The following is a 26,284-nucleotide window of genomic DNA, read 5'->3' on the forward strand; positions in this document are numbered from 1 at the left end:
ATTATTTCGTGTTCCCGAATCAGAGAAAATAACACTTTCAAGTGGCGATTAGCTTCTTCAGACTGATATTTAAAATAATAAAAATAGACAAGGAAATTAATATGAAGGTTACAAAAATAGCTTTAATACTAGGTCTAGCATCAACATTACCGAATTTAGTTAATGCTGCTACATTAGATAAGGTGATGAAAAAAGGCGTATTGAACTGTGGTGTATCGACAGGGATTCCAGGCTTTTCAGCGACTGATTCAAAAGGTGTTTGGAAAGGTATCGATGTTGATTTTTGTCGTTCAGTTGCAGCCGCCGTATTAGGTGATGCATCGAAAGTGAAATTTATTCCACTGACTGCTAAAGAGCGTTTCACAGCATTGCAAAGTGGTGAAATTGATGTGTTAGCACGTTCATCTACTTGGACTGCAACGCGTGATACTTCACTTGGCTTAAACTTTGCGGGGGTTAACTATTATGATGGCCAAGGTTTCTTAGTTAAAAAAGAACTTGGTGTAACATCTGCGAAACAACTCGACGGAGCATCTTTTTGTATCCAAGCCGGTACAACAACCGAACTTAACCTAACCGATTATTTCAAATCAAACAACATGGAATATAAAGCCGTTACATTTGATACATCAGGTCAAACAATTGATGCATTCAAAAAAGGCCGTTGTGACGCAGTTACATCTGACGCCTCTCAGTTATACGGTTTAAAAATCAAATTAGACAATCCTAAATCGGCAGTCGTATTACCAGAGATCATTTCTAAAGAACCTTTAGGCCCTGTTGTTCGCCAGGGTGATGATGAATGGTTTAACGTCGTGCGCTGGACCATGTTTGCAACACTAGAAGCAGAAGAACTAGGTGTAACAGCAAGCAATGTTGATAAGCAATTAAAATCAGCTAATCCATCTGTGAAACGCCTATTAGGTGTATCTGGTAAAGCGGGTGAAAACTTAGGGCTTAAAGCAGATTGGGCTTACCAAATTGTTAAGCAAGTTGGTAACTATGAAGAAATGTTCGAGAATAATGTAGGTAAAAATTCACCTCTTAACATTGATCGCGGCATCAATAATTTATGGAATAAAGGCGGTTTAATGTACGCAATGCCAATTCGATAAATTAATACCTTAGTCACTTCATCATCTTATCAGCACGCATATGCTGAAGTGACCTTGGTATATCGGGGGCCTGGCCCCCTTTTTAAAAGGTTTATTTTGTTATGAATAATTCAAAGCTCGCCCCGACCTCCAATGGTTTATTTAACAGCCCCAAAAATCGCGCGATTATTTTCCAAGTTATTTCTTTGGCTGTTGTGATTTTATGCATTTTTTACTTCGTTAACAACATGTTTGATAATGTAGCAAAAAGGGGGATTACCACAGGTTTTTCGTTCTTAAGTGAAACAGCTGGTTTTGGTATCAGTCAATCGCTTATTCACTATGATGATACAACCTCGACTTTTTTAGATGTATTTATTGTTGGTTTATTAAATACAATCCTAGTAGGTGTTATTGGTATTGTTTTAGCTTCAATTATTGGCTTAATGGTTGGTATTGGTCGTCTATCATCAAATTATTTAATTGCTAAACTGTCGTTGGTTTACATTGAAACATTCCGTAATATACCTATCTTATTACAGATATTGTTTTGGTATAACGTGGTACTTGCTGCGTTACCAAGCCCACGACAAAGCATTTCTTATTTTGATTCTGTCTTCATTAATAACCGTGGTTTAATTATTCCAGATCCGATCTTCGAATCGAGCAGTAGCTTTATTCTTATTGCGTTTGTTCTGGCGTGTATCAGTGTCGTATTTCTTGCTAAATGGGCGACTAAACGTCATGACTTAACCGGTGAAGAATTTCCCTTAGTGAAAGTGTCTCTGGCTATTTTGGTTTCAGCACCTTTACTTGTATTCTTTATTACGGGTCAACCAATTAGTGCTGAATATCCAGCATTAAAAGGGTTTAATTTCAAAGGCGGGATTACGATTATCCCTGAGTTACTTGCGCTGATCTTTGCGTTAAGTATCTATACTGCTACTTATATTGCAGAAGCAGTGCGTGCGGGGATTGAATCTGTACCCCAAGGGCAAAAAGAAGCAGCCAAATCGTTGGGTTTAAAAGAGTATGTGATCTTACGTAAAGTTATTTTACCGCAAGCATTACGCGTGATCATTCCTCCTGTTATTAACCAATATCTTAACCTAGTGAAAAACTCATCACTGGCAACTGCAATTGGTTATCCGGAAATTGTTACCTTGTTCTCGGGGACGACGCTTAACCAAGTTGGGCAGGCTATTGAGATCATTTTAATGACGATGGCCGTGTATCTTGTTTTCAGTATTGTTATATCACTGCTGTTGAATTGGGTTAATGCAAGAATGGAAATTAAAGGAAGATAATATGGCTGTTTATACGATGAAAGAGGCCAAACCTGCACCTTCAACCAGTAAGGGTGTTGTATTCTGGTTACGAGAGAATTTATTTTCTAATATTCCTAATACACTGTTAACGCTGCTTGGCATCTACTTTATCTATTCGACGATACCACCATTATTAGATTGGATGATTTTTGATGCGACTTGGAGTGGCACTAAAGAGGAAGTGGTAAAAGAAGGCGCTCGCTGGATATTTATCATCGAAAAGTTCGATCAATTTATGTATGGGTTCTACCCTGAAGCCTTACATTGGCGTCCAAATCTGGTTGCGGTGTTGAGTTTAGCGCTTATATTTGGTGTGCCACGCATTGGTAATATTAAGATTAAACTTACGGCAATGCTATTGTACCCAATTGTATGCTTTATCTTGATCCGTGGTGGACTAGGACTTGAAGTGGTCAGTACTGAAAAGTGGGGCGGCTTAATGCTGACTATTTTGGTTGCTGCTGTCGGTATCATTGCATCATTCCCAATTGGTATTTTATTGGCGTTAGGGCGTCAGTCAGACAACATGCCGATTGTTAAAACCTTATGTATTGGTTTTATCGAATTTATTCGTGGTGTACCGCTCATTACTATTTTGTTTATGGCGTCGGTAGTACTGCCATTGTTCTTTAGCGATGGTATCGAGTTTGATAAGTTATTACGTGCGTTAATTGGTATCACACTGTTCCAAGCTGCTTATATTGCCGAAGTTATTCGTGGTGGTTTACAAGCTATTCCAAAAGGTCAATACGAAGCCAGTGAGTCATTAGGGTTAACCTATTGGCAAGGGATGATTTTGATTATTCTGCCACAAGCGTTAAAGATCTCGATCCCGAACCTAGTGGGCTCTTTCATCTCACTGTTTAAAGATACAACGCTGGTACTTATTATTGGCTTATTCGATATTCTTGCAATGGTCACTCTGACTAATAGTGATACCAGTTGGCTTGGTTTTGAAATCGAAGGGTACGTATTTGTTACTATTATTTATTGGGTGTTTTGTTTCAGCATGTCGCAATACTCGCGTGTGATAGAACGTAAATATAATACCGAGCATTAACAATCACCGTAAATTTTACAGTTTAAACTGACCATTTACGTAAGGTAATTGGTATAAGGAAGTATCATGTCAGAACAAGAAAATATGATCAGCATGCAAGGCGTTAACAAATGGTATGGTGATTTTCACGTACTTAAAGACATTAACTTAAATATTAAAAAAGGTGAAAAAGTGGTTATTTGTGGCCCGTCAGGCTCGGGTAAGTCCACCACGATTCGTTGCCTAAACCACCTTGAGAAGTTTCAGGAAGGTAAAATTAATATTAACGGTACTGACTTGATTGATGATGTAAAGGTCGTACGTCATATCCGCTCGCAAGTCGGCATGGTATTCCAGCACTTTAATTTGTTCCCACATCTTTCAGTATTGGAAAACTTGTTATTAGCACCAACTTGGGTGCATAAGAAACCAAGGCATGAAGCGATTAAAACCGCGATGAACTACCTTGAACGTGTGAAAATTGCCGACCAAGCGCATAAGTTTCCAAATCAGCTTTCTGGTGGTCAGCAACAACGTGTAGCGATCGCTCGCTGTCTGTGTATCAACCCTGAGATCATGTTGTTTGACGAACCAACATCGGCACTGGATCCAGAAATGGTATCTGAAGTGTTAGATGTAATGGTCGAGCTCGCGGATGAAGGTATTACCATGATTTGTGTAACCCACGAAATGGGTTTTGCTAAGAAAGTGGCAGACCGCGTTATCTTTATGGATGCAGGGCAAATTATTGAAGAAAATGAACCGCATGAGTTCTTCGATAATCCACAATCAGATCGTTTAAAAATGTTCTTAGATCAGATTTTATCGCACTAAGCTAGTGCTACTACAACAGTACCGATTACTAACAGTCGGTACAATTAAGAAGCCTTACTCTGAATCCGTTGTCAAATGGGGTCGGGGTAAGGCTTTTTTGATCTATCAACCCACTACTGACGATCATTAATCATTCGGTACTATTGGGATTCAAGTCACAAAGAGTACCTATTAATGTATAATATAATTTATTCAATATTCTACATTAAGGAAAATTATGAATTGTACAAGCTGTAAAAACGGTGCTTTATTTCCAAGCTTTATCGAAGGGCTATTTAGGGCCCATACCTGTTCATCGTGTGGCGGTAACTGGATCCTCATCGAAGATTATGTTTCATGGAAAGAAAGAAATATTGATTATCAGTTTTCTGATGATATCTCTATTGAAGAATCAGAAATCCCAGATTCCAAACAAGCGCTTCTTTGTCCTGCTTCGGGGAGCATAATGCGGAAATTTAGAATATCTTCAACCAATGAGCATAAGCTGGATTACAGTGCAGTCGTTGGCGGCATATGGCTAGATAAAGGGGAGTGGGAATTGCTAAAAAGTGAAGGGTTAGCTGGCTGTTTAAATGCCGTAGTGACTCAACACTGGCAAAAAAAGATACGAGAAAAAAGTGCTAAAGATAATTTTTCCGATATTTACGATGCTAAATTTGGTCATGAAGTTTATTCCAAAATAAAGCAAATGCGTGAATGGTTATTAGTTCAAGACCAAAAATCAGATCTAAGGGCATATCTTTTAGCTGAAGACCCTTACTCAGCAGAAAAATAAATATAACAAGGCGCTAGGTATCCCAATGGTTTTTAGTTCAGGCACAAAGATAGCGTTATGGATGGGGATAAAATATTTTGGAAATTAAATCATATTCTGCCGAATGGGCGATTGAGGTTGCTGACTTGTTTCATCAATCTGTTCACGCAATAGATCCTTCGGTATATACCCCAGAACAGAAAGAAGCTTGGGCTTCTACGCCTCCTGACTATGCTAAATGGTCCCTGCGATTAGACGAAAAAAGACCATTTGTGGCTATCATCAATGGTCTTGTCGCTGGTTTTATCGAGCTAGATGCCGATGGTCATATTGATTGTACTTACACACACCCAAACTTTCAGGGGATGGGCGTCGCGTCTGCACTCTATGCGCATTTGCTTGCGGAAGCAAAACTCAGAAATATCGAGCGTTTATATGTTGAAGCATCATTTATTGCTAAGCCGTTCTTCGAGCATCGGGGATTTTCTGTAATAAAGAGAAATACCTTCCAACGAAATGGTGTTACTTTGGTTAACTTTACAATGGAAAGATATATAAGTGTATCGTTCTGAGAATTAAACAGCCTGGATAATATGAACTTACTTGATTCAAAACACTACTTACTCTCTGCAACGTTGAAAGAAGATAAAGTTGATGGATATGATGCCTACCCTTTATGTTTACCGGCTATCCGAGGGCTAACTGATAAGTTAATGTTTCATGAAGCGGTAACATTTATTGTTGGCGAAAATGGCACGGGTAAATCGACTTTACTTGAAGCAATCGCGCTATCTCAAGGGTTTAATCCAGAAGGGGGAACTAAGAATTTTAACTTTTCGACGAGAAGTTCTCACTCCAATCTTAGCGATTACCTCCGTATTGCTAAAGCGATTAAAAGACCAAAAACAGGTTATTTTCTTCGGGCTGAGAGTTTCTATAATGTAGCTACTGAAATCGAGCGGCTTGATAATGAACCGTCATTCGGTCCGCCAGTCATCGACTCCTATGGTGGTGTGTCGTTACACGAACAATCACATGGGGAATCTTTTTTCGCCCTAATGCAAAATCGATTTGGTGAAAATGGCTTATACATTTTAGATGAACCAGAGGCTGCATTATCACCTAATCGACAGATGGCCATGATTACTTTGTTACATCAACTTGTTAATCAAGGTTGCCAGTTCATTATTGCCACTCATTCGCCAATATTGCTTTCTTATCCAAATTCAACGGTTTATGAAATACGTGAACATGAATTAGTACAAGTCGATTATGAAGATACAGATACATATTCAGTCACCAAGCATTACTTGAATAATCATAGGTCAATGCTAGACATACTTTTAGAGGAAGAAAAATGAGAATATTGAACGGATCATGTTTATGTGGAAAAGTTGGCATTGAAGTTCCTGATGACTTTGACTATATGGGTAATTGTCATTGTACAGAGTGTCGTAAATTCACGGGTTCAGATTACTCGTCTGTGGGGGGCATTGCATCTTCAAAATTTACGTTTTCAAAAGGTGAAGAATTTGTTTCGATATATCCAAAAAGTGAAGAGACTGAATTAGCATTTTGTCAGTGTTGTGGTTCGAGCTTATTTTCAAAAAAAATCACGGGTGGTAAGCACAATATCCGCTTGGGAATTTTAGACAGCACCCCTACACATAAACCTAACTTTCATATCTTTGTCGCTTCAAAAGCGCCATGGCTTGATATTAATGACAAGTTAAAACAGTTTGAAAAAGAGCCTGTAAAGTAGCGCTGATATAAATGTTAACTATGGTATCTATCGAGGTCTAGATGAATATTTTAATTGAACAAGAGATTGCACTTCATCAATATGAGATTAGACAGAATAAAGCTGAAATCACGCGTTTACTGCATGTTGAATTTCAGGAGGTCGGGGAATCGGGAGCGAGTTACGATTTCCAAAGTATTAATGCCATGATGGAAGAAGAGCAAGCGTCAAACGGCTATATCCATTCTCAAAACTTCGAGTGTATTAACCTAGAGTCATGCGTTCAAATGCTATTATACAAATCAGCGTGGGTTAATGAACTTGGTATCAAAAGCCTCTTTGCGAAACGTGTTTCCATCTGGGTATTAAATGGTGTTCAATGGCAATTGAAATATCATCAAGGCACTCCGTGCGATTCATTCTCAATTACCACATATTAAAGTTGCAGATGGTAAGGGTAAAAAGCTCGGCCGCACGCTTATCAGACCAACTGGTATTACTGAGGTGCGAGATTTGCTGGTTATCATATAGTAAAAACCCAGCAATAATAAGCAATTGCTGGGATAAAACACAGATTTTGGCAGGGATGATAAGCCTTATACGTGGGGACTAGTGTGACGTTTATCTTTTGCTATGTTTTATATTTACGTCTTGTTTGCTGCAGTTGGCGCTGGAGTACGAATCAAATGATCAAATGCACTTAAACTGGCTTTTGAACCTTCACCCATGGCAATAATTATTTGCTTATAAGGCACAGTGGTTACGTCACCGGCTGCAAATATACCTGCAACAGAGGTTTCACCTTTAGCATTCACTTCAATTTCACCACGCGGTGATAAAGCAACACCACTGTCTTTTAAGAAGTCACTGTTTGGCATCAAACCAATTTGTACAAAGATACCAGCAAGTTCGATCTGTTTTGCATCACCAGTCGCACGGTCTACATAATTAAGTGCAGTTACACGCGTACCGTTACCGATAACTTCTGTGGTTTGTGCTTGTTTAATTATCTCAATATTAGCCATGCTGTTGGCTTTGTTGACGAGTACTTGATCGGCACGTAAGGTATCTGCAAACTCAAGTACAGTCACATGTTCAACAATACCTGCTAAGTCGATTGCGGCTTCGATACCAGAGTTACCGCCACCTATCACGGCTACTTTCTTACCTTTGAATAACGGACCATCACAGTGTGGGCAGTAAGCAACACCTTTGTTACGGTATTCTTGTTCGCCGGGTACGTTCATTTCTCTCCAACGTGCGCCTGTTGATAAGATCACACTACGGCTTTTTAATATCGCGCCACTGTCGAGTTCAACATGAATATAGCCATCGGCTGTTTTTTCTGCACTGACTAAACCACTCGCTCTTTGTTCGTTCATGATATCCACGTCATATTCTTTTACGTGTTCTTCAAGTGCTGCAGCGAGTTTAGGTCCTTGGGTTTCTTTTACCGAAATAAAGTTCTCGATAGCCATTGTATCCATGACTTGGCCACCAAAACGTTCTGCCACGACACCAGTGCGGATACCTTTCCGTGCGGCATAAATTGCAGCTGATGCACCCGCTGGACCACCGCCCACAACAAGTACTTCGTACGGTTCTTTTTCATTTAATGCGGTGGCTTGTTTTTTTGCTGCGCCAGTATCTACTTTTGATAATATTTCCGTTAATGAAATACGACCTTGGGTGAAGACTTCTCCGTTTAAGTAAACACTTGGCACTGCCATGATATTACGTTCAGCTACTTCATCTTGGAATGCTGCACCGTCAATCATGGTTGTTTTGATATTTGGGTTAGTTGCCGCCATCATATTTAATGCTTGCACAACGTCTGGGCAATTCTGACAGCTTAATGAAATGAATATTTCAAAGTTCATCTCACCTTCAAGGTTAGTAATTTGTTCAATCACCTCTGCATCGAGCTTCATTGGGTGACCACCACTGTGCAGTAGTGCCAATATCAGTGACGTAAATTCGTGCCCCATCGGTAAACCTGCAAAACCAATCGCGGTTTGTTTGGTAGGATTGATTACCTGCATAATCGGCTTACGCGTGCTCGCACTTTGATCTTCAATCACGATTACTTTTTCGCTTAGTGAAGCAATGTCATTTGCTAAGGTATGTAATTTTTGTGCAGTATCACTGTCATCAAGACTCAGCACAAGTTGTACTTCCGTCTTTAAGTTTTCTAAATACGCCTTTAACTGAGTTTTCATATTTTGGTCTAACATAGTGACACCTTTTAAATTTTGCTTATGGCTAGATTAGATACGTTTATTGGAAACGCTATTAGCAATTTGGTTAATTTAAAAATCTACTTTCTTACTCAACAATCGGTTGTGAAATTTATGCAGAGATGTTCATCGAAAATGTATTTTTAAATGACCTCAGCGACTGCTAAGCGATACTGAGGTCGCCTCTAAATTAGATTTTACCTACTAGGTCTAGTGAAGGAGCAAGTGTTGCTTCGCCTTCTTTCCATTTAGCTGGACATACTTCACCTGGGTTAGCTGCTACATATTGTGCAGCTTTAACTTTACGCATTAAGTCTTCAGCGTCACGGCCAATACCTTCTGCAGTGATTTCCATTGCTTGGATAACACCTTGTGGGTCAACGAGGAACGTTGCACGGTCTGCAAGACCTTGACCTTCACGCATTACACCGAAGTTGTTTGTAATGTTGCCAGCTTGGTCGCCTATCATGTAGTAGTTGATTTTGCCGATAGTGTCTGAACTGTCGTGCCATGCTTTGTGAGTGAAGTGAGTGTCAGTTGATACTGAGAAAACTTCTACGCCACGTTTTTGTAGTTCTTCGTAATGGTCTGCAACATCACCTAGTTCAGTAGGACAAACAAAAGTGAAGTCAGCTGGGTAGAAGAAGAATACAGCCCATTTACCTTTCACGTCTTTTTCTGATATTTCTACGAATTCGCCTTGTTTGAAAGCGGTTGCGTTAAACGGTTTAATTTCAGTGTTGATCATGTTGTCATCCTATTAATTAGTTGATTACTCGATTGGATTCTTGTTGCGAATCCATGAGAAGGATTATGGGGTAATTATACGGATAGGTACATCTGATTGAATCTATGAAAATGATAGTTTAAATCTATCACTTGTTTTGAACGTGATTAAGCGCCGTGATATAGTTTGTGATTGGTATGATGCGCAGTGATTGTGAGCGTATTGGAAATAGGGATACTCGAGAGTGGATAGTGATATGAAAATAGAGATTGCACACATGACGCATTTAACCGCCTTCAAATCTTATGTCGATGAATGCGTAGATGATGGTATTAGCCTCTATGAGTTTATCTTCAATAATTACGCTGGCTATCTTAACAAGCGGATTGCTTATGCTCGTGGTGAGCAACTCCCGAAAGGTTGGACACCGATCATTACTTATTTCTGTATCGAGAATGGGGTTATTCTTGGATCAATACGAGTGAGGCTGGGGACTAATGCTTATATCGAGGACGTGATCGGTCATGTTGGATATGAAACTAGGTCATCTGCTAGAGGTAAAGGCGTCGCTAAATTCATGTTAGCGAGTATTCAAAAAACAGTATTAACCGATAATGTTATTATCACTTGTGATCCCGTCAATATTGCCTCACGTAAAGTTATCGAAAGTTGTGACGGCGAATTTATTAATCAATTCTATTGTGAAGAAGAAAACCAACACGTGCTGAGATATCAATTATCCTCGATATAAGCTATTTTTTAGATATCAATATTACAGCGGTTAAATTGTATTAGCCGCTGTAATTATTTGGTATCACTCGTAATTAAAAGTCAAATTGCAAGCCAAAACCAAACCCTGAGCTTTCTTCATACATCACGCCACTTGCGACTAGTGCTAGATTTGGCAGTAGGTGGGCAACGAGTTCCGCACTGTATTCCATTTCTGATTCGTCACCGATATCGATATAAGCCGCATCAATAATAAACTCTAGTTGGTGACTGAATTGCATGGCGAGACCTACAGCTGCATTAAATCCGAATTCACGGTCAAAATCATCATTAGTAGCGGAAACCGAATTCGATTTAAGTTCGATTTCTTTACCAAATTCATAAATAGCACCACTTTCAATTGTGAGATCAATTTTGGGTAATAGCGCCAACCTTGTACCCATGTTGAATACGGCTTGCATTGACGTTGTTGTCATTGAATTTTGTGCGTCAATAATCGTTTCTTTACTTAAATAGTTGAAACTTGTCCTGCTAAAGATATAAGGGCTAATTAAGTTGGATATATTGATCTGGTAGGTTTTTAACGGGTCATCAGCATTTTCAGCTACAACTTCCGTATAGTTTAGTTGGTAATAGCGATAGCTGACCGGAGTATAGTTATTATTGGCAAAAGCCGCACTAGAAAATAGCGTGGCTAATGTGAAGTACAGATATATTAGTTTCATTTTACGTTCCTTGTTAAATGAGCTAAAAGTCGAGAATTAATTTTCATTGGTTATAGTGTATCGTAGTATATCGATAAATAATCTGGCTAAAGTATGAATAAATAAGGAATTTCTGGTTATTGTAATTTAATGAAATATTGATATTCTGGATGAACACTCGTTAAAATGAAGACATATGATGGGCTGTATTAGTCGTTGTAATCTGTCGATTCATATTTAAAAGGGATTTTATGAACATCAAGCAAGCCTCTCTGGAAGAATTAAACGATCTCGTTAGTTTATTTGATCAATATATGGTGTTTTATAAGCAACCATCTGCCCCTCAAAAATACCGTCCGTATTTAGGTGAGCGTTTAATGAATAATGATGCGACCGTGTTTATCGCTTATAACAAAGCGGGGGAAGCGATGGGATTTGTCCTTAATTATCATTCGTTCTCGTCGGTATCATTAGGTAAAATCATGGTCTTAAACGATTTGTTTATTGTACCTGCGTATCGGAAACAGGGCGTCGCAAATGAGTTGATTCATCGGGTGGTGCGAGAAGCAAAAAACATCGGTGCAATTCGAGTAGATTTAAATACTGCACAAGATAATTTCTCAGCGCAAGCACTGTACGAAAAACTAGGATTTTTAAAAAATACGGAATATTTTAGTTACCATTTAGCCGTCAAATAAGTACTGCAGCTCACAATCCACCACGCATCCATATACCGTATTTGAGTTGATATCGAAAGGTTAACGATTAGCCTTTCTTCTTCTATAAACATTTCTTCAATGCTGATTTCACAAACCTAGTATTAATCTATTACGGTTTACTCATGGTACTAATCAAAGACCTATAGTTTTGTCCTAATACTTTGATTTAAAAGTTTTATATACTCATTCTTATGGTTGATATTAGTGTTATAAAATATTTTATGTGACCTCAGCCACACAAAGGTAAGTGTTAGTTAGTGTATTCTATAAAATTCAAGTAGTTATAGACTTTTGGCTTGTGATTTTATGGAGTTAATATGCTGGCGTTCTTTTTATCTGATATTAATTTAGCTTATACCATAGCGATTAGTATCGTATTTATATTTACCGTAATTGAAATTTTAGGGTTACTCATAGGGCTCAGCCTATTAGACATATTCGATAATATCTCGCCTTTTAATCTTGATGGTTCGGCATCTGTGCAAGCGGGTGGTTTTACCACGGCGTTAGACTGGCTATGCCTGAGTAAATTACCCTTATTCATTTGGTTAATTTTGTCATTTACCTTATTTTCTATTTCAGGCTTTGTACTCAATTTTACCGCAATATCGATTTTTCAGTGGCAGCCTTCATTCTTAATCACTGGACCAATTAGTGTATTTATCACCTTGGTTTTCCTGCATTTAATAGGGGCTAAGTTGGCCAAACTATTACCACAACGTGACGCGTCAGTAACATCAACTGCAGAGTTCAATGGTAAATTAGCCCGCATTACGATAGGGACCGCAACGAAAGGTAACCCCGCAGAAGCAGTACTCATTGATGACGTTAATCAAAAGCATTACTTGATGGTTGAGCCTGCTTACGAACATGAAATTTTTACGCAAGGTTCAGAAGTCGTTGTGGTTGAAAAGTTGACAACGAGCTGGCTCGCGATCCCATTTAAGTGAGTTTCAAATAACTAAGCTATAAATAATTAATCAATAAAACTACCATTCACTTTAGGAATATTATCATATGGAATTATCAGAAAATCTCACGTTTACCTTAACCATAGCGGGCATTGCCGTTGTTGCATTACTGACAATCGGTCTTATTATTGCCAAATTGTATGTGCGCTCAACTAAAGAAGTAGCTTTTGTAAGAACGGGAATGGGTGGTGAAAAAATTGCTAAAGATGGCGGGATGTTGGTATTACCGGTATTGCATGAAACTATCCCTGTCAGTATGAATACTTTACGTATTGAAGTAGAAAAAATCCAAAAAGATGCTTTGATCACCAAAGACCGTATGCGTGTGGACGTAAAAGCCGACTTCTATTTACGTGTTGCACCGACTAAAGAAGGCATTTCAATGGCGGCGCAGACACTTGGCCTTAGAACCATGCGCGTGGAAGAATTGAAAAAGTTAATGGAATCTAAATTTGTCGATGTGTTACGTGCCGTTGCGGCTGAAATGACGATGACAGAAATGCATGAAAAGCGTTCTGATTTTGTGCAAAAAGTGCAGCAGAGTGTGATGAATGATTTAGAAAAAAATGGACTGGAACTAGAGTCGGTATCGTTAACAGGATTTGATCAAACAGACTTACAATACTTCAACAAAAATAATGCCTTCGATGCTGAAGGTCGTGCGTTACTTGCTCAGATTATTGAGCGTAAACGTAAAGAAACCAATGACATTGAGCAAGAGAATAGAATTCTGATTGAGCAACGTAATGTACTTGCAGAGAAACAATCATTAGAAATTGAACAAGAAAAACAGAATGCACAATTAAACCAAGAGCAAGTCCTTGAAATGCGTAAAGCAGAACAACAAGCGACGATTGTTAAGCAGCGAGAGCAAAGAGCACAAGAAGAACGCGAAGCTGAAATCGCAAAGCAAAGAGCGATTGAAGCCGCTGAAATTGAAAAAGCCAAATTCATTGAAACAGCGGAAATTGAAAAAATAAAAGTATTAGAGCAGTCCAGAATTCAACAGCAGCGTGACATTGAAGTTGCGATGCAAGAAAAGCAAATTGCCGTTGCGGTTAAGTCTGAAGAAGAATCTGCTGCACGTGCTAAAGCGGCGGAAGCAGAGAAGAGCAAAGTAGAGAAAGAAGAAGCTGTGATTACAGCACGTGAAGTTGCACAAGCAAATCGTAACAAGCAAATTGAAGTTATCGCGGCAACTAAAGAAGCCGAGCGTGAAGCTGTTGGTATTACCGTTCAAGCACATGCGGGAAAACAAGCTGCAGAAGATAATGCTGAATCAATTTTAATTGAAGCAAAAGCATCAGCGAATGCGTTAAAACTGAACGCTGAAGCAAACGAGAAAGTGTATGCCGTTGAAGCGGCAGGTAAACGTTCGCGTTATGAGGCGGATAATCTTTTGAGTACTGAGCAGATAGACCTACAAAAATCGTTGGCTATTTTACAAGTACTACCAGAGTTAATTGCTAATGCGGTTAAGCCATTAGAGAATATTGAAGGCATCAAGATCCTGCAAGGCTATGGTGGTAATAACGGTCACAGCGTGACTGGTGTAGGTTCAAATGATGAGCGCTCATCTGCGCCACAAAGTCTATCTGAGCAAGTCACTATGGCGGCGTTAAATTATCGTGCTAATGCACCGCTGGTGGATAATATGCTTAAAGAGATTGGACTCGTTGATAAAGAAAATGGTTCGCTGGAAGATTTACTGACGGGTAATCATAATCTCATCAAACAGTCGGTGACTAAAGCACCAACCAATGATCCGATAAACAAGTCGGACAGTGATATCGGATAATGGAATACCGAACTTAATTATTGAGTTTCTATATCCCCTTTATTTCACGATAAAGGGGATTTTTTAATAGTTAATGCCCGCGCGTCGATAGATAAATCCCAGTAACCAAGCTGGGCCAACTAATAAGAACTGTAGATCTTCAAAAAATGACGGCTTCGCGCCTTCAATTTTATGACCAATAAACTGAAATACCCAAGCAACTGCAAACAGTACCGCACTAAATATCCATAACGGTATGGATAAGGTCAGGGTGAGAACATAACACGTAGCTAAGCACGCACCGGTGAACACTAACATACCTAACATGATACGTACTGACAAGGTGTAATAGAAATACAGCGCAGGTAGCATGGCTAGTGTTGCCCAATTGATTAAAGTTGATGTTCCCATCCAATCTGCTTTCGGAATAGACCATAACAAACCAACAATGGTAAAGAATATGACTGGTACCATAACCCAATGAATACGCTTATTGGTTTTGTTCTGATGGCTGACCCCATATTCATCAAACCATTGCTGTACTGTTCTCGACTGACGTGACATATCTTACTTCCTGGCTATGCTATAAATTACACGAGTGATAATGTGTATCGATGAGATGTTAATAGGCTAGCATGACTCATAAAATGAAAGTGTTATAGAGATATTATTTTGGATATTTAATGTTATTTATGATGTGTTTATATTGAGATGGAACGTATTTTAAGCAGAGCCCAAGTGAGGTAAGGCACTTGGGTTTACTGATATTAATTTGAGGCTGTGTTAATGGCTATTTAATCAATACTGTTGCTAACACATCAAATAGAGCATCAATTTCGCTGGTGGTATTGTAATGCATAAAGCCAATGCGGATCACGCCACCTTTATCTAAGATGTCTAGCTGCTTACATAAGCCGATCGCATAGAAATGACCATTCCAAACACACATATTATGTTGACCAAGCAGGCCTGATACATCTTCTGGTGAGGCATGGTCAATACGGATAGAGAAGGTAGGGGTACGCTCTGCTAATCGGTCCATATCATTAATACCATACAGCGTCACGTTGCTGTATTGTGCTAGCTTTTCAAGAAAGTGCTGGCTGAGTTGTTGCTCATGGGCTTGGTATAGTTCGAAGCTTTGTACAAGCCTTTCACGTAGCGGTAGCGCTTCATCACCAGCATGCGCAAGATATTCAACTGCAGCGCTAAATCCAGCTAGCGCTTCAAAACTTTGTGTACCAGTTTCAAATCGACCTGGCCCTTGGTTTGTAGCGGGTTCTACTTTGTATGGTGATAAGGTGTGTAACCATTGAGGTGCCACGTAAGCTATACCTACGTGAGGACCAAAGAATTTATAGGCTGAACAGGCGAGGAAATCACAACCCAACGCTTGTACATCAACAAGCTTGTGTGGCGCGTAATGTACCGCATCAATATATACTTTAGCACCCACTGCATGAGCCGCTTCAATGATTTGCTTCACGTCGACCAATGAGCCTGTGGTGTTCGATGCAAATGTTAAAGCCACTAATTTAGTTTTGTTGGAAATTAACGAGATTAAATGTTGGCAGTCTAACGTGCAATCGGCTTCATTAACACGAGCTTGATGCACTAGTGCACCTTTGTCATCGGCTGCTTGCTGCCATGTTGATACATTCGAATAATGGTCGAGAGAAGTAACAATAACTTCATCACCTACTTTCCAATCACGGCTGATAGCACGACTTAACTGGAAAGTCAGAGACGTCATGTTTGCACCAAAGACGATGTTATCTGGTGATGGCGTATTTAGTAATGCTTGGCCGCTTAGGCGTGCGTTACGCATCACATCAACGGTCTTTTCACTTGAGAAAAAACGACCGCCAAGGTTCGAGTTATATTTACCTAAATAAGCAGTCATTGCATCAAGCACTGATTGTGGAACTTGTGAGCCACCAGGACCGTCAAAAAAGTACACTGACTCGCCATTTACTTGCTGTTGTAAAGCTGGGAAAGCTTGGCGGATTGACTCAATACATAAGTTCATAGGTTATTCCTTTAATAAATTTTTTGTTACTTCTGCATCTTCTATTTGTGCAAAGAGTAATCTTGTTCTCTGAGTGTGAGTGATGTTTTGGTTGCTGATATCATGCTGGTTTTATAGATCAAGCAGTGAAAACAAATACGTCGCGTAGTCCGGTTTCATCTTGTTGATCTGGCAGTGTTTCTGTTACGTAGTGGTAATAACGACGATCATTAAAAATGATAAATTGGTTTTCTTCTAACGTGGTGCTCATGTGTGGATGCTGGTCAACTGGCGATGAAAATATCTGCGTAAATGCACCTGCGATGTTGTCTCTTTTTACACAAAAAATACCCACAAAATCAAAACCGTCTTGATGGATACCTTCGGGTGCTGGTGACCCTGACTTATCTTGTGAACAAACGACACGGATCTGGTGAACGCCAATCGGTTGTTTTGTGGTATCGACGTTTGTTCGTTCAAGAAATGCATTTAATAAATTTTGAAAATCAGGATGCTGGTCAAGCGCTGGTGAGATGTCTTCGAACTTGCGCTCAACATTACCGATAAGACGGTTTACATCAGATGACTGCATGAAGGTACTTGTATCTAATTTTTCAAATTGTGTTTCGGTCTTTTGGTATTGCGAAAATGCGCGGAATCGACAGTTACTTTCAAGGTAAGGATCAGCACCTAAATCATTAAAAAAATCACCTAAGTTTTGCGCGCAGGTTGAGGGTGCTTGAAATGCTTCAATAAGAAATGATCCATTCATGGTGTAAATCCTTGGTTAATCAAATGTAGATAAGGTGCTGATTATCCGTGTATGACAATTACTTTCAAGACAGGAACTGAACTTCAAAAGTATATTTTATAAATGACTTATTTAGTGTTTCGATTTGAAGCTTTGGGGTTGCTTTTTTGTTTCGTTTTGAATTTATATGTCGAAAAAGTATCGATTTTCAGTTTTGGGTTTGTTGCTTCACAAAATTAAAGTGATAGCTGGCGCACAAAAAAGACGAAGAAATAACAAACTATTTCATCATTTCTTTAACAATCCATTAGATTTTATAAGGGAGTACACACAAATTGGATCTAATTTGTTAACCAATCTTTGTTCGTGCGTTATTTATTAGACAGCTTCATGCTACCTAGTTATATAGTTAAATAATAAGTATATATATGGATGTGTATGCATAAAGGGATGTAAGGATGAATCATACGATAGTTCGAGAACAGTTTGAAAGGACCACTAAAATACTGAGGAATAAAGTAGTTACACTCGTTTTCATTCTGTTTTCTGGCAATGTTTTTGCCGAACCTGATGTTTATTGGGAGCAAAGTAATGAGTCTGAAGAGCACGTTATTAACCATGATTCGTGGCAATTATTACTCGATAATTATTTAATTGTTTCAGAAGACAAGGCTATCATTAACCTATTTGATTATAAGGCCGTAACAGCAGGTGATAAACAAATACTGAGTCAGTATTTAACGCGTTTACAGGGGCTTAATCCACTCGATTTTAATCGTGATCAACAAAAGGCGTATTGGATAAATCTATATAATGCGCTAACTGTTAAATTGGTGCTAGATAACTATCCAGCATCGTCAATTATCTGGATAGGGGATACATTTTTTGCTATTGGCCCTTGGGATGATGAACTAGCAACAATTAATAATAGAACGATTAGCTTAAACGATATTGAGCAAACTATCTTACGTCCTATCTGGAAAGACCCACGTATACATTATGCAATAAATTGCGCGAGTTATGGGTGCCCCAACTTATCCGCTCAAGCATTCACTGCTGATAATATCGAACAACAATTAAATACTGCTGCGGTAAGTTTTATAAACCATCCTCGAGGTGTAACGGTATCTGGTGACGACTTAGTATTATCCAAAATATACAGTTGGTATGAAGAAGACTTTGGAAGTAATGAGAATGATCTTATTGAACATTTGAAGTTATTTGCTAAACCGGCATTAAAGCAAGCCTTGGTAAAGTTCCAACAAAACCCCGAAGACATCGATTATGACTATGACTGGCGATTAAATCAGCCATAGCAAGCGATCAGTTAAAATCACGCCAATATCATTTACATCAACTAACAGTGGGTTGTTCGAGCAGGTACGAATTTTAACATTCGTGCTGGTTAATTATTAATAAAGGGATGAAAGTAAAGTTAGTATGGATGCTATAAAACAGAAAATAAAATATAAAAGCAAATGCGTTACACTTGCATTAATTACACTCAGTTACGCGAGTTCGGCAGTTGCATTCGAGTTTAATTGGGGAGATGTAGAAGGTGCGTTTCATTCCCAGTTTTCAGCCGGATCAAGTTGGCGAGTCGAAAACGCAGATGTGAAGAATTTAGGTGGGCAAAATGGTATCACTTATGCTGGTGCTGTACCACCGGGTATGGTTGGTAACTCCTCTTCCGGGGACGATGGTAATTTGAATTATAATCGCGGAGATGCTTTTTCGCAGACAGTAAAAGGACTGCATGATTTTACATTGCAATATGATAATTTTGGTGCTTTTTTTCGTGGTAAATATTGGTACGATTATGTGCTTGATCAAAAAGATGTTCACCACGGTAGCGCGACAAATAGTTACGTACCGAACCAGGTTATTAATGATGATGATTTTAATTCATTAACAAAAGCGAAGGGCGTAGCATTATTAGATGCCTATATTTTTGCTGATTTTGATATTGGTGATTCAGTTGTTGATCTTCGATTAGGTAAGCAGGTCGTTAATTGGGGGGAGAGTTCTTATATTCAAGGTGGTATTAACACGGTTAACCCTGTCGATGCTGCCGCATTTCATCGGCCAGGCGCTGAAGTTAAAGAAGGTTTGCTGCCTGTTAATATGCTATTTACAAATGTTGGTATTACAGCAGATCTGGCCGTAGAGGCTTTCTATCAACTTAAGTTTGAACCAACTGTCATCGATAGTTGCGGTACTTACTTTTCAACTTCAGATACTTTTTCTGAAGGTTGTAACGTATCTCTTATTACCGATGCAATTGGTGAACAAGCAGGGTATAACGCAGGTTACTATCAACATCGTGGCACTGATGAATATGCATCGGATAACGGTCAGTTTGGTCTCGCGTTGAAGTACTATGCTGAGGACCTCAATTCAACAGTATTTGCGTTATATTATATGAATTACCACAGTCGTCTCCCTTACGTTAGTTTAGAGGTTGGACAGTCAACTTTTAATCCCCTTGCTCCAGATCCTGACTCGCTTGCAAAATACCATACTGTCTACCCGGAAGATATCCAACTACTTGGTTTAAGCTTTAATACGACCTTTAATGCTTTAGCGGTATCTGGTGAGGTTAGCCATCGTTTAGGCTTACCACTACAAATTAATGGCTCTGACTTATTTACGCCTGCGTTATCAGCATCACCAACTGGATCGCCAATTGAAGAAGAATACCGAAGTCTTGATGTAGGCGATACCATTGATGGTTTTGACCGTTTCGATTATACCCAAGCTCAGCTTACTTTTATTAGGCTGTTTGACCAAGTATTAGGTACGGATCGGATTAGTACGGTTGCTGAATTTGGTTTTGGTCATGTATGGAATTTAGATGATTCGAGAAAGTATGGTCGTAGCTCTATTTATGGTAATAGCTTTAATACCAGTGATGGTCACAATACTGATGATGGTTTCACGACATCAAATAGTGCGGGTTACCGTTTATCTGTGCAAGCGAATTATCGCAACGTTTTCTCGGGTGTTGATTTATCACCTTCTGTTGCTTGGTCTCACGATGTCTATGGTTACAGTCCTGAACCACAAGGTACCTTTCAAGAAGGACGAAGAGGTATTAATTTGGCATTGAAAGCGGATTACGCACAACGATATAGCATGTCATTAAGTTATAGCGGATTTGAAGGGCGATTTAATCCTATTTCCGACCGTGATTATATCTCTCTCGTATTTGGCCTGTCATTTTAAGATTAGTAAAAGGATTTAACTAATGAAAGCATTTAATAAAGCGCCTTGTGTCGTCGCTATTGCGATGATTATGATGTCATCAACTGCTATGGCAAAAGTAAGTAAAGAAGAAGCGAGTCAATTGGGGGATACCCTGACGCCAGTTGGAGCCCTTGTTACGGGTAATAAAGATGGCTCAATTCCAGCTTGGACTGGCGGCATAACGAATATGAGCTTAGGCAAGAACTATGGTGAAAATGAACGTGTCGACAACCCTTATATCGCAGATCAACCATTGTTCACGATCACGGCTGATAATGTGGAACAGTACAAGAATAACTTAACACCGGGGCAGATGGCGATGTTTAGTGCTTACCCTAAGACATATAAAATGCCGATCTATCAAACCCGCCGAAGTTTTGCTTTAAAAGATGACATGTATGATGTGATTAAGGCGAATGCGACAACAGCAACCTTAACGGAAGAAGGGAATGGCGTGAGTAATTATAATATAGCTATTCCTTTCCCGATCCCTAAAAATGGCTTAGAAGTGATTTGGAATCACATCACCCGCTACCGAGGCGGCCGTGCTGAACGGGTATTTACGAGTATACCAGTGCAAAAAAATGGTGGTTATACCAAAATTAAAAGTAAAGAAATTTCATCGATACCAGAGACACTGCGAAGCGGTCGAAATCTTAAAAAAGATGACAACATTCGATTTTATTATATAAAACGTATTTTAGAACCTGCACGTTTAACGGGTACTGTAACCTTAGTGCATGAAACGATGGACCAAGTGAAAGAGCCACGTAAGGCGTGGATTTACAACGCTGGTCAGCGGCGTGTGCGTCGAGCTCCAAGTATCGCATATGATAGTGAGTCTACAGGTTCAGAAGGCTTAGCTACAATGGATAATTTCGACATGTATAACGGTGCGCCCGATCGTTATAATTGGAAGTTAGTTGGTAAAAAAGAGCTGTACGTTCCTTATAATGCTTATCAACTTTCTTCTACTGATTTGAGCTACGACGACATTATAAGACCTGGTCATATTAACCAAGAGCATACGCGTTATGAAAAACATCGAGTGTGGGAAGTTCAGGCCACACTGAAAGAGGGCAAACGTCATGTTTATGCAAAACGTAATTTCTTTATTGATGAAGATAGTTGGCAAGCTAGTATTGTCGACCATTATGATGCGCATGATTTATTATGGCGAGTATCAGAAGCCCATGCGGTTCAATATTATAATGTTGGCGTGACTTGGGTGGCCGCAGAAATTTTATATGATCTTATTGCTGGACGTTATTTAGCGAGTGGATTGGCGAATGAAGAAAGAAAAGGAACTCAGTTTGATATTGATGTGAAACGTAATGATTTCTCAATATTTGCACTGAAACGATTAGGGCGTTAATAGGTACAAAAAAGCCCAAGCTACCTTTCGCTATTTCTAGTTTAAGGCAGTGAAACTTGGGCTTTATTTTTATCTAGCGGCTAATTAAAGTTCGTTAACGAACTCAACAGCACGACCGATGTAGTTAGCTGGCGTCATTAATTTTAATTCCGCTTTAACTGCATCAGTTAGCTCTAGTGTATCGATGAATTCTTGCATAGCAGGACCATCAACACGACGACCACGTGTAAGCTCTTTTAGCTTTTCGTATGGTTTTTCGATACCGTAACGACGCATAACTGTTTGGATTGGCTCAGCCAAAACTTCCCAGTTACGATCAAGATCGGCACGTAGCGCTTCTTCGTTAAGTTGTAATTTACTTACACCTTTTAACGTTGACTCGTATGCAATAACAGAATAACCGATAGCAACACCTAGGTTACGTAATACAGTTGAATCTGTTAAGTCACGCTGCCAGCGAGAAACCGGTAATTTTGCAGAAAGGTGATTGAATAGTGCGTTAGCAATACCAATGTTACCTTCTGAATTTTCAAAATCAATCGGGTTAACTTTGTGTGGCATTGTTGAAGAGCCAATTTCACCAGCAATCGTTTTTTGCTTGAAGTGACCTAGGCAAATGTAACCCCAGATGTCACGGTCAAAATCAAGAATGATTGTGTTGAAACGTGCAATTGCGTCATACAGTTCAGCAATGTAATCATGCGGTTCGATTTGCGTTGTGTACGGGTTCCATACAACACCTAGGCTAGTAACAAATTCTTCAGAGAACTCGTTCCAATCTACAGCTGGGTAAGCTGAGATGTGTGCGTTGTAGTTACCTACTGCACCGTTGATTTTACCTAAGATTTCAACGTTAGCAATTTGTAGCATTTGACGGCGTAATCGCATAACAACGTTAGCAAATTCTTTACCCATAGTACTTGGCGATGCTGGCTGGCCGTGAGTACGTGATAATAATGGCGCTGTAGCATATTCTTTTGCCAATACTGTTAGGCTGTCGATAAGCTTTTCGCAGTAAGGTAAAAGAATTGTTTCACGTGCTTCCGTTAACATTAACGCGTGAGACAAGTTGTTGATATCTTCTGAAGTACAAGCGAAGTGGATAAATTCAGAAACTGCATGTAGTTCTGCGTTATCAGCCACTTTCTCTTTCAGGAAGTATTCAACTGCTTTAACATCGTGGTTTGTTGTGCTTTCAATTGCTTTAATACGCGCAGCGTCAGCTTCAGAGAAGTTATCTGTGATGCTGTTTAATGCAGCATTCGCGTCAGCACTTAGTGCTGGAACCTCTGCAATAGCGTCACATTCAGCTAGTTTTTGTAACCAACGAACTTCTACTTGTACACGGTATTTGATTAGACCAAATTCACTAAAAATTGAACGCAGGGCTACTGTTTTACTACCGTAGCGACCATCGACCGGGGAAACAGCTGTTAACGCTGATAATTCCATTACATACTCCTGGGTGTGTTTAGGTTAAATTCGAGCTAATTGTTGTTTCGCTTGCTCTACCATGTGTTTACGATTGAAAACTACTTGGCGACGTTTACCGCCTGTTTGTCGCCATAACACTGCTGAGCGAATACCGGCGAATAATACCGCACGGATCTTATCTCTCACCAATGTTTGTTGTAGGAAACTTGAGGTTCCTGCAATTTGGATCTTGGTGCCAAGTGGACTGATTAAGTCTACATAAATTGACGCCATGTTACTTAAAATTTGTGCATCCGTTAAATCATAGTGGTGAGTTTGGCGCTTCACTTGTGAGATACGCTCACCTAACATGCCAAGAATATCATTGCGTCTAGCAAGTTTACGTTCTAGTGCTACTAAGCCGATCATGTAGCGTGTTAAAGCGCTATCAGGCCCCGAAGACGTATTACTTAACTGTGCTACAAGGGTTTTATACCCTAATTCTAAGTTTGCGTAATCGCCATAAACCTCAATGGTCTGACTTGGGTCTGTCACTATTACGCAACGTAAGGTATTACTTAATTGTGTATCATCACAATTACCTGTTGTTGCAAGTTGGTGGACAAGCGCTGCCGCCTGACAAACACCTGCAAAGGCAATATTTGATTCTTGGAAGTTAGTTGACACGGTTAGCCCCTAATTTGAACGTCAATAATTGCGCCACCTAGGCAAACGTCATCAAGGTAAAATACCGCTGATTGGCCTGGTGTAACCGCAAGTTCGGGTTTATCAAAAGTTACTTCTATTTGGTCTTCGCCGATTGGTGTCACTAAACAAGGTACATCCGTCTGGCGGTAGCGTGTTTTTACAGTGCAACGTAATGACTGCGTTAGTGGTTCGCGGCTAACCCAATGGATTTGCGATGCCATTAAACCTGTCGAGAATAAACGCGGGTGGTTATGACCTTGTGCCACAAGTAATACGTTACGCGCCATATCTTTATCAACTACATACCAAGGTTCTTGGCTGTTGTTGTTTTTCATGCCGCCGATATGTAGGCCTTTACGTTGGCCCAGTGTGTGGTACATCAGACCTTGGTGCTCACCAATTTCTTCGCCATCAACACTTTCAATTTTCCCCGGCTGTGCAGGGAGATATTTACTTAGAAATTCAGTGAATTTACGTTCACCAATAAAACAAATTCCGGTACTGTCTTTTTTGTTTGCTGTGATGAGATCTTGTTCTTCAGCAATACGACGTACTTCTGGTTTTTCTAATTCACCTACAGGAAACAATGAACGTGAAACCTGTACATGATCTAGTGTGTATAAGAAATAGCTTTGGTCTTTGTTGCTGTCTAAGCCGCGTAACATTTCAAATGTGCCATCGGATTTTTGACGACGGCTAACGTAGTGACCCATGGCAATATAGTCAGCAGAAAGTACTTCTGATGCAAACTGCAGGAATGCTTTAAATTTGATTTCTTTGTTACAAAGAATGTCTGGGTTTGGTGTACGACCAGCTTTGTATTCAGCTAAGAAGTATTCAAATACGTTATCCCAGTATTCAGCAGAGAAATTAATAGCGTGTAACTCGATACCTAATTTATCACATACTGCTTGTGCATCTGCTAGGTCCTCAGCAGCGGCACAATATTCATCATTATCGTCATCTTCCCAGTTCTTCATGAACAGGCCTTCTACTTGATAACCTTGCTGTTGTAACAGGTAAGCAGAAACAGATGAGTCAACACCGCCGGACATGCCAACGATTACTTTTTTAGTACTGTTTAACGCTTTAGTACGGGCGTCGATTGTATTATTTGTCATAGGACCTTTTAATTACTCTTGTAGTAATGCAAATAAAGTTAAAGGCTTTTTTGCTAATGTATTAAATATATAACTGAAATAGGTGTTCTGGCCACAGTTAGTTACTGTTCTTAGGATCCTAAGATCCAATCGCGCGAATTTTACCATGAAGGCTAGCGCAAAAACAGACTTTGGTACTAATTCATCATGTTAATACTGCTTTCAACTAGTTCACCTGGTTGGATGTTATCCAACGTCCAAGGACCAATGCGATAGCGGATCAAACGCAGGGTAGGGTGCCCAATGTGTGCAGTCATACGACGAACTTGACGGTTACGTCCTTCAATAATTGTAATAGATAACCAAGTGGTTGGAATATTTTGGCGTTCACGAATTGGCGGTACACGTGGCCATATATTAGGCTCTGTCATTATTTCAACTTTAGCTGGCAGTGTTGACCCATCTTTTAATACCACGCCGTAACGTAAATCGTTCAGTTTTTCTGGACTTGGTTCACCTTCAACTTGGACCCAATAGGTCTTTTCTGTTTTTTCACCTGGTTGAGTCAGCTTTGCTTGGAGGCGACCATTGTTGGTTAACAATAGTAACCCTTCGCTGTCGCGATCTAGGCGACCAGCTGCATAAATATCCGGCACCTTGATATAGTCTTTTAAGGTTTCACGGTTATCTGCATCAGTAAACTGAGTTAGTACCATGTAAGGTTTATTGAATACATACACTTGGGTTGGACCAGCGTCTTTTGGTTTAGTATGTTGTGGGCGATTGCTTTTACCACGTGGTTTTACCGTATTGGAGTAGCTGATTTGGCTCTTTTTAGCCTGTTCAGATGGGCCCTTCTTTCTACCTAGAGTTAGTTTTGGTTTTGCTGGTGCTGGTTTTGACATGGTATCGCTAATAATTAAAATGCTTATGAGGCAATTGTAGCAAATTTTGAAGGGCTATTTATAAGGTAATTTAATTTAGATAAATTTAATAAAGGGTAATTTAATTAGCGGCTAAAATACATTG

Annotated in this window: 26 protein-coding genes; 16 read left to right on the forward strand and 10 right to left on the reverse strand. The window is 39.6% G+C overall.

All coding sequences use genetic code 11. From position 1 onward, the window contains the following. The first annotated feature begins 101 nt into the window (after positions 1 to 101). From HWV03_RS05560 to HWV03_RS05600, 9 genes are all read left to right on the forward strand, one after another. Positions 102 to 1,115: an amino acid ABC transporter substrate-binding protein gene (locus tag HWV03_RS05560; RefSeq protein ID WP_211674451.1), complete on the forward strand. Its 1,014-nt coding sequence runs from the start codon at positions 102 to 104 to the stop codon at positions 1,113 to 1,115. A 101-nt stretch (positions 1,116 to 1,216) separates the two neighbouring features. Beyond that, positions 1,217 to 2,401, forward strand: coding sequence for an amino acid ABC transporter permease (locus HWV03_RS05565; RefSeq protein WP_211678853.1), 1,185 nt, complete (start codon positions 1,217 to 1,219; stop codon positions 2,399 to 2,401). Between the two features lies 1 nt (position 2,402). After that, the gene (locus tag HWV03_RS05570; protein WP_211678854.1) at positions 2,403 to 3,482 is read left to right on the forward strand and encodes an amino acid ABC transporter permease; all 1,080 of its coding nucleotides are present in this window, start codon (positions 2,403 to 2,405) and stop codon (positions 3,480 to 3,482) included. A gap of 66 nt (positions 3,483 to 3,548) precedes the next feature. Then, positions 3,549 to 4,295 carry an amino acid ABC transporter ATP-binding protein gene (locus tag HWV03_RS05575; RefSeq protein ID WP_370629419.1) on the forward strand — a complete coding sequence of 249 codons (747 nt, stop codon included), beginning with the start codon at positions 3,549 to 3,551 and terminating at the stop codon, positions 4,293 to 4,295. 217 nt (positions 4,296 to 4,512) lie between these two features. Next, complete coding sequence (locus tag HWV03_RS05580; RefSeq protein ID WP_211678855.1) at positions 4,513 to 5,070, forward strand: TFIIB-type zinc ribbon-containing protein; 558 nt, start codon at positions 4,513 to 4,515, stop codon at positions 5,068 to 5,070. Between the two features lie 77 nt (positions 5,071 to 5,147). Then, positions 5,148 to 5,621 carry a GNAT family N-acetyltransferase gene (locus HWV03_RS05585; RefSeq protein WP_211678856.1) on the forward strand — a complete coding sequence of 158 codons (474 nt, stop codon included), beginning with the start codon at positions 5,148 to 5,150 and terminating at the stop codon, positions 5,619 to 5,621. A 21-nt stretch (positions 5,622 to 5,642) separates the two neighbouring features. Beyond that, complete coding sequence (locus tag HWV03_RS05590; RefSeq protein WP_211678857.1) at positions 5,643 to 6,410, forward strand: AAA family ATPase; 768 nt, start codon at positions 5,643 to 5,645, stop codon at positions 6,408 to 6,410. Next, on the forward strand, positions 6,407 to 6,811 hold the full coding sequence (locus HWV03_RS05595; protein ID WP_211678858.1) for a GFA family protein: 405 nt from the start codon (positions 6,407 to 6,409) through the stop codon (positions 6,809 to 6,811). Before HWV03_RS05590 ends, HWV03_RS05595 begins: the two co-directional genes overlap by 4 nt. A gap of 41 nt (positions 6,812 to 6,852) precedes the next feature. Then, the gene (locus HWV03_RS05600) at positions 6,853 to 7,230 is read left to right on the forward strand and encodes a nuclear transport factor 2 family protein (protein ID WP_211678859.1); all 378 of its coding nucleotides are present in this window, start codon (positions 6,853 to 6,855) and stop codon (positions 7,228 to 7,230) included. 204 nt (positions 7,231 to 7,434) lie between these two features. On the opposite strand, the gene ahpF is transcribed toward HWV03_RS05600, so the two are convergent. Together ahpF and ahpC are read right to left on the reverse strand one after the other, a co-directional pair. After that, the gene (gene ahpF / locus HWV03_RS05605; protein ID WP_211678860.1) at positions 7,435 to 9,024 is read right to left on the reverse strand and encodes an alkyl hydroperoxide reductase subunit F; all 1,590 of its coding nucleotides are present in this window, start codon (positions 9,022 to 9,024) and stop codon (positions 7,435 to 7,437) included. A 193-nt stretch (positions 9,025 to 9,217) separates the two neighbouring features. After that, positions 9,218 to 9,775: an alkyl hydroperoxide reductase subunit C gene (gene ahpC, locus HWV03_RS05610; protein ID WP_211678861.1), complete on the reverse strand. Its 558-nt coding sequence runs from the start codon at positions 9,773 to 9,775 to the stop codon at positions 9,218 to 9,220. Between the two features lie 235 nt (positions 9,776 to 10,010). Here ahpC and HWV03_RS05615 point away from each other — a divergent pair, with 235 nt between their 5' ends. Next, positions 10,011 to 10,505 carry a GNAT family N-acetyltransferase gene (locus tag HWV03_RS05615; RefSeq protein WP_211674461.1) on the forward strand — a complete coding sequence of 165 codons (495 nt, stop codon included), beginning with the start codon at positions 10,011 to 10,013 and terminating at the stop codon, positions 10,503 to 10,505. A 73-nt stretch (positions 10,506 to 10,578) separates the two neighbouring features. Here the strand turns inward: HWV03_RS05615 and HWV03_RS05620 are convergent, their stop codons facing one another. Beyond that, the gene (locus HWV03_RS05620; RefSeq protein ID WP_211678862.1) at positions 10,579 to 11,208 is read right to left on the reverse strand and encodes an outer membrane beta-barrel protein; all 630 of its coding nucleotides are present in this window, start codon (positions 11,206 to 11,208) and stop codon (positions 10,579 to 10,581) included. A gap of 230 nt (positions 11,209 to 11,438) precedes the next feature. Here HWV03_RS05620 and HWV03_RS05625 point away from each other — a divergent pair, with 230 nt between their 5' ends. From HWV03_RS05625 to HWV03_RS05635, 3 genes are all read left to right on the forward strand, one after another. Continuing rightward, complete coding sequence (locus HWV03_RS05625) at positions 11,439 to 11,885, forward strand: GNAT family N-acetyltransferase (protein ID WP_211674463.1); 447 nt, start codon at positions 11,439 to 11,441, stop codon at positions 11,883 to 11,885. A 338-nt stretch (positions 11,886 to 12,223) separates the two neighbouring features. Next, on the forward strand, positions 12,224 to 12,856 hold the full coding sequence (locus HWV03_RS05630) for a YqiJ family protein (protein WP_211678863.1): 633 nt from the start codon (positions 12,224 to 12,226) through the stop codon (positions 12,854 to 12,856). A 67-nt stretch (positions 12,857 to 12,923) separates the two neighbouring features. Further along, on the forward strand, positions 12,924 to 14,675 hold the full coding sequence (locus tag HWV03_RS05635) for a flotillin family protein (protein WP_211678864.1): 1,752 nt from the start codon (positions 12,924 to 12,926) through the stop codon (positions 14,673 to 14,675). A 63-nt stretch (positions 14,676 to 14,738) separates the two neighbouring features. Here HWV03_RS05635 and HWV03_RS05640 read toward each other — a convergent pair whose 3' ends face one another. The 3 genes from HWV03_RS05640 to HWV03_RS05650 form a co-directional block, all read right to left on the reverse strand. Next, positions 14,739 to 15,218 carry an Mpo1 family 2-hydroxy fatty acid dioxygenase gene (locus tag HWV03_RS05640; protein WP_211678865.1) on the reverse strand — a complete coding sequence of 160 codons (480 nt, stop codon included), beginning with the start codon at positions 15,216 to 15,218 and terminating at the stop codon, positions 14,739 to 14,741. Positions 15,219 to 15,444: 226 nt separating this feature from the next. Beyond that, the gene (locus HWV03_RS05645) at positions 15,445 to 16,683 is read right to left on the reverse strand and encodes a cysteine desulfurase-like protein (protein ID WP_211678866.1); all 1,239 of its coding nucleotides are present in this window, start codon (positions 16,681 to 16,683) and stop codon (positions 15,445 to 15,447) included. A 118-nt stretch (positions 16,684 to 16,801) separates the two neighbouring features. Continuing rightward, a complete protein-coding gene (locus HWV03_RS05650; protein WP_211678867.1) occupies positions 16,802 to 17,434 on the reverse strand; it encodes a 2OG-Fe dioxygenase family protein in 633 nt (210 codons plus the stop codon). Positions 17,435 to 17,871: 437 nt separating this feature from the next. Between HWV03_RS05650 and HWV03_RS05655 the strand changes: the two genes are divergently transcribed. The 3 genes from HWV03_RS05655 to HWV03_RS05665 all read left to right on the forward strand — a co-directional run bounded on the left by HWV03_RS05655 (position 17,872) and on the right by HWV03_RS05665 (position 22,034). Then, positions 17,872 to 18,729 carry a DUF547 domain-containing protein gene (locus HWV03_RS05655; protein ID WP_211678868.1) on the forward strand — a complete coding sequence of 286 codons (858 nt, stop codon included), beginning with the start codon at positions 17,872 to 17,874 and terminating at the stop codon, positions 18,727 to 18,729. A 124-nt stretch (positions 18,730 to 18,853) separates the two neighbouring features. Continuing rightward, positions 18,854 to 20,638, forward strand: coding sequence for a DUF1302 domain-containing protein (locus HWV03_RS05660; RefSeq protein WP_211678869.1), 1,785 nt, complete (start codon positions 18,854 to 18,856; stop codon positions 20,636 to 20,638). 22 nt (positions 20,639 to 20,660) lie between these two features. Continuing rightward, entirely contained in the window at positions 20,661 to 22,034 is a 1,374-nt protein-coding gene (locus tag HWV03_RS05665; RefSeq protein WP_211678870.1) for a DUF1329 domain-containing protein, read from the forward strand. Positions 22,035 to 22,118: 84 nt separating this feature from the next. Here HWV03_RS05665 and purB read toward each other — a convergent pair whose 3' ends face one another. From purB to HWV03_RS05685, 4 genes are all read right to left on the reverse strand, one after another. Next, positions 22,119 to 23,486, reverse strand: coding sequence for an adenylosuccinate lyase (gene purB, locus HWV03_RS05670; protein ID WP_211678871.1), 1,368 nt, complete (start codon positions 23,484 to 23,486; stop codon positions 22,119 to 22,121). Between the two features lie 24 nt (positions 23,487 to 23,510). Further along, complete coding sequence (gene hflD, locus HWV03_RS05675) at positions 23,511 to 24,134, reverse strand: high frequency lysogenization protein HflD (RefSeq protein ID WP_211678872.1); 624 nt, start codon at positions 24,132 to 24,134, stop codon at positions 23,511 to 23,513. 2 nt (positions 24,135 to 24,136) lie between these two features. Continuing rightward, positions 24,137 to 25,276, reverse strand: a complete 1,140-nt coding sequence (gene mnmA, locus HWV03_RS05680) for a tRNA 2-thiouridine(34) synthase MnmA (protein WP_211678873.1) — start codon at positions 25,274 to 25,276, stop codon at positions 24,137 to 24,139. 176 nt (positions 25,277 to 25,452) lie between these two features. Beyond that, positions 25,453 to 26,160, reverse strand: a complete 708-nt coding sequence (locus tag HWV03_RS05685) for a pseudouridine synthase (protein WP_211678874.1) — start codon at positions 26,158 to 26,160, stop codon at positions 25,453 to 25,455. Between the last annotated feature and the right edge of the window lie 124 nt (positions 26,161 to 26,284).

This window comes from Moritella sp. 36 (genome assembly GCF_018219415.1).
Taxonomy (GTDB): Bacteria; Pseudomonadota; Gammaproteobacteria; order Enterobacterales; family Moritellaceae; genus Moritella.

What these genes read in the sequence shown, in the direction of transcription:
- HWV03_RS05560 (WP_211674451.1), top strand. Translation starts at nt 102, where the DNA reads ATGAAGGTTACAAAAATAGCTTTAATACTAGGTCTAGCATCAACATTA.
- HWV03_RS05565 (WP_211678853.1), top strand. Translation starts at nt 1,217, where the DNA reads ATGAATAATTCAAAGCTCGCCCCGACCTCCAATGGTTTATTTAACAGC.
- HWV03_RS05570 (WP_211678854.1), top strand. Translation starts at nt 2,403, where the DNA reads ATGGCTGTTTATACGATGAAAGAGGCCAAACCTGCACCTTCAACCAGT.
- HWV03_RS05575 (WP_370629419.1), top strand. Translation starts at nt 3,549, where the DNA reads ATGTCAGAACAAGAAAATATGATCAGCATGCAAGGCGTTAACAAATGG.
- HWV03_RS05580 (WP_211678855.1), top strand. Translation starts at nt 4,513, where the DNA reads ATGAATTGTACAAGCTGTAAAAACGGTGCTTTATTTCCAAGCTTTATC.
- HWV03_RS05590 (WP_211678857.1), top strand. Translation starts at nt 5,643, where the DNA reads ATGAACTTACTTGATTCAAAACACTACTTACTCTCTGCAACGTTGAAA.
- HWV03_RS05595 (WP_211678858.1), top strand. Translation starts at nt 6,407, where the DNA reads ATGAGAATATTGAACGGATCATGTTTATGTGGAAAAGTTGGCATTGAA.
- HWV03_RS05600 (WP_211678859.1), top strand. Translation starts at nt 6,853, where the DNA reads ATGAATATTTTAATTGAACAAGAGATTGCACTTCATCAATATGAGATT.
- ahpF (WP_211678860.1), bottom strand. Translation starts at nt 9,024, where the DNA reads ATGTTAGACCAAAATATGAAAACTCAGTTAAAGGCGTATTTAGAAAAC.
- ahpC (WP_211678861.1), bottom strand. Translation starts at nt 9,775, where the DNA reads ATGATCAACACTGAAATTAAACCGTTTAACGCAACCGCTTTCAAACAA.
- HWV03_RS05615 (WP_211674461.1), top strand. Translation starts at nt 10,011, where the DNA reads ATGAAAATAGAGATTGCACACATGACGCATTTAACCGCCTTCAAATCT.
- HWV03_RS05620 (WP_211678862.1), bottom strand. Translation starts at nt 11,208, where the DNA reads ATGAAACTAATATATCTGTACTTCACATTAGCCACGCTATTTTCTAGT.
- HWV03_RS05625 (WP_211674463.1), top strand. Translation starts at nt 11,439, where the DNA reads ATGAACATCAAGCAAGCCTCTCTGGAAGAATTAAACGATCTCGTTAGT.
- HWV03_RS05630 (WP_211678863.1), top strand. Translation starts at nt 12,224, where the DNA reads ATGCTGGCGTTCTTTTTATCTGATATTAATTTAGCTTATACCATAGCG.
- HWV03_RS05635 (WP_211678864.1), top strand. Translation starts at nt 12,924, where the DNA reads ATGGAATTATCAGAAAATCTCACGTTTACCTTAACCATAGCGGGCATT.
- HWV03_RS05640 (WP_211678865.1), bottom strand. Translation starts at nt 15,218, where the DNA reads ATGTCACGTCAGTCGAGAACAGTACAGCAATGGTTTGATGAATATGGG.
- HWV03_RS05645 (WP_211678866.1), bottom strand. Translation starts at nt 16,683, where the DNA reads ATGAACTTATGTATTGAGTCAATCCGCCAAGCTTTCCCAGCTTTACAA.
- HWV03_RS05650 (WP_211678867.1), bottom strand. Translation starts at nt 17,434, where the DNA reads ATGAATGGATCATTTCTTATTGAAGCATTTCAAGCACCCTCAACCTGC.
- HWV03_RS05655 (WP_211678868.1), top strand. Translation starts at nt 17,872, where the DNA reads ATGAATCATACGATAGTTCGAGAACAGTTTGAAAGGACCACTAAAATA.
- HWV03_RS05660 (WP_211678869.1), top strand. Translation starts at nt 18,854, where the DNA reads ATGGATGCTATAAAACAGAAAATAAAATATAAAAGCAAATGCGTTACA.
- HWV03_RS05665 (WP_211678870.1), top strand. Translation starts at nt 20,661, where the DNA reads ATGAAAGCATTTAATAAAGCGCCTTGTGTCGTCGCTATTGCGATGATT.
- purB (WP_211678871.1), bottom strand. Translation starts at nt 23,486, where the DNA reads ATGGAATTATCAGCGTTAACAGCTGTTTCCCCGGTCGATGGTCGCTAC.
- mnmA (WP_211678873.1), bottom strand. Translation starts at nt 25,276, where the DNA reads ATGACAAATAATACAATCGACGCCCGTACTAAAGCGTTAAACAGTACT.
- HWV03_RS05685 (WP_211678874.1), bottom strand. Translation starts at nt 26,160, where the DNA reads ATGTCAAAACCAGCACCAGCAAAACCAAAACTAACTCTAGGTAGAAAG.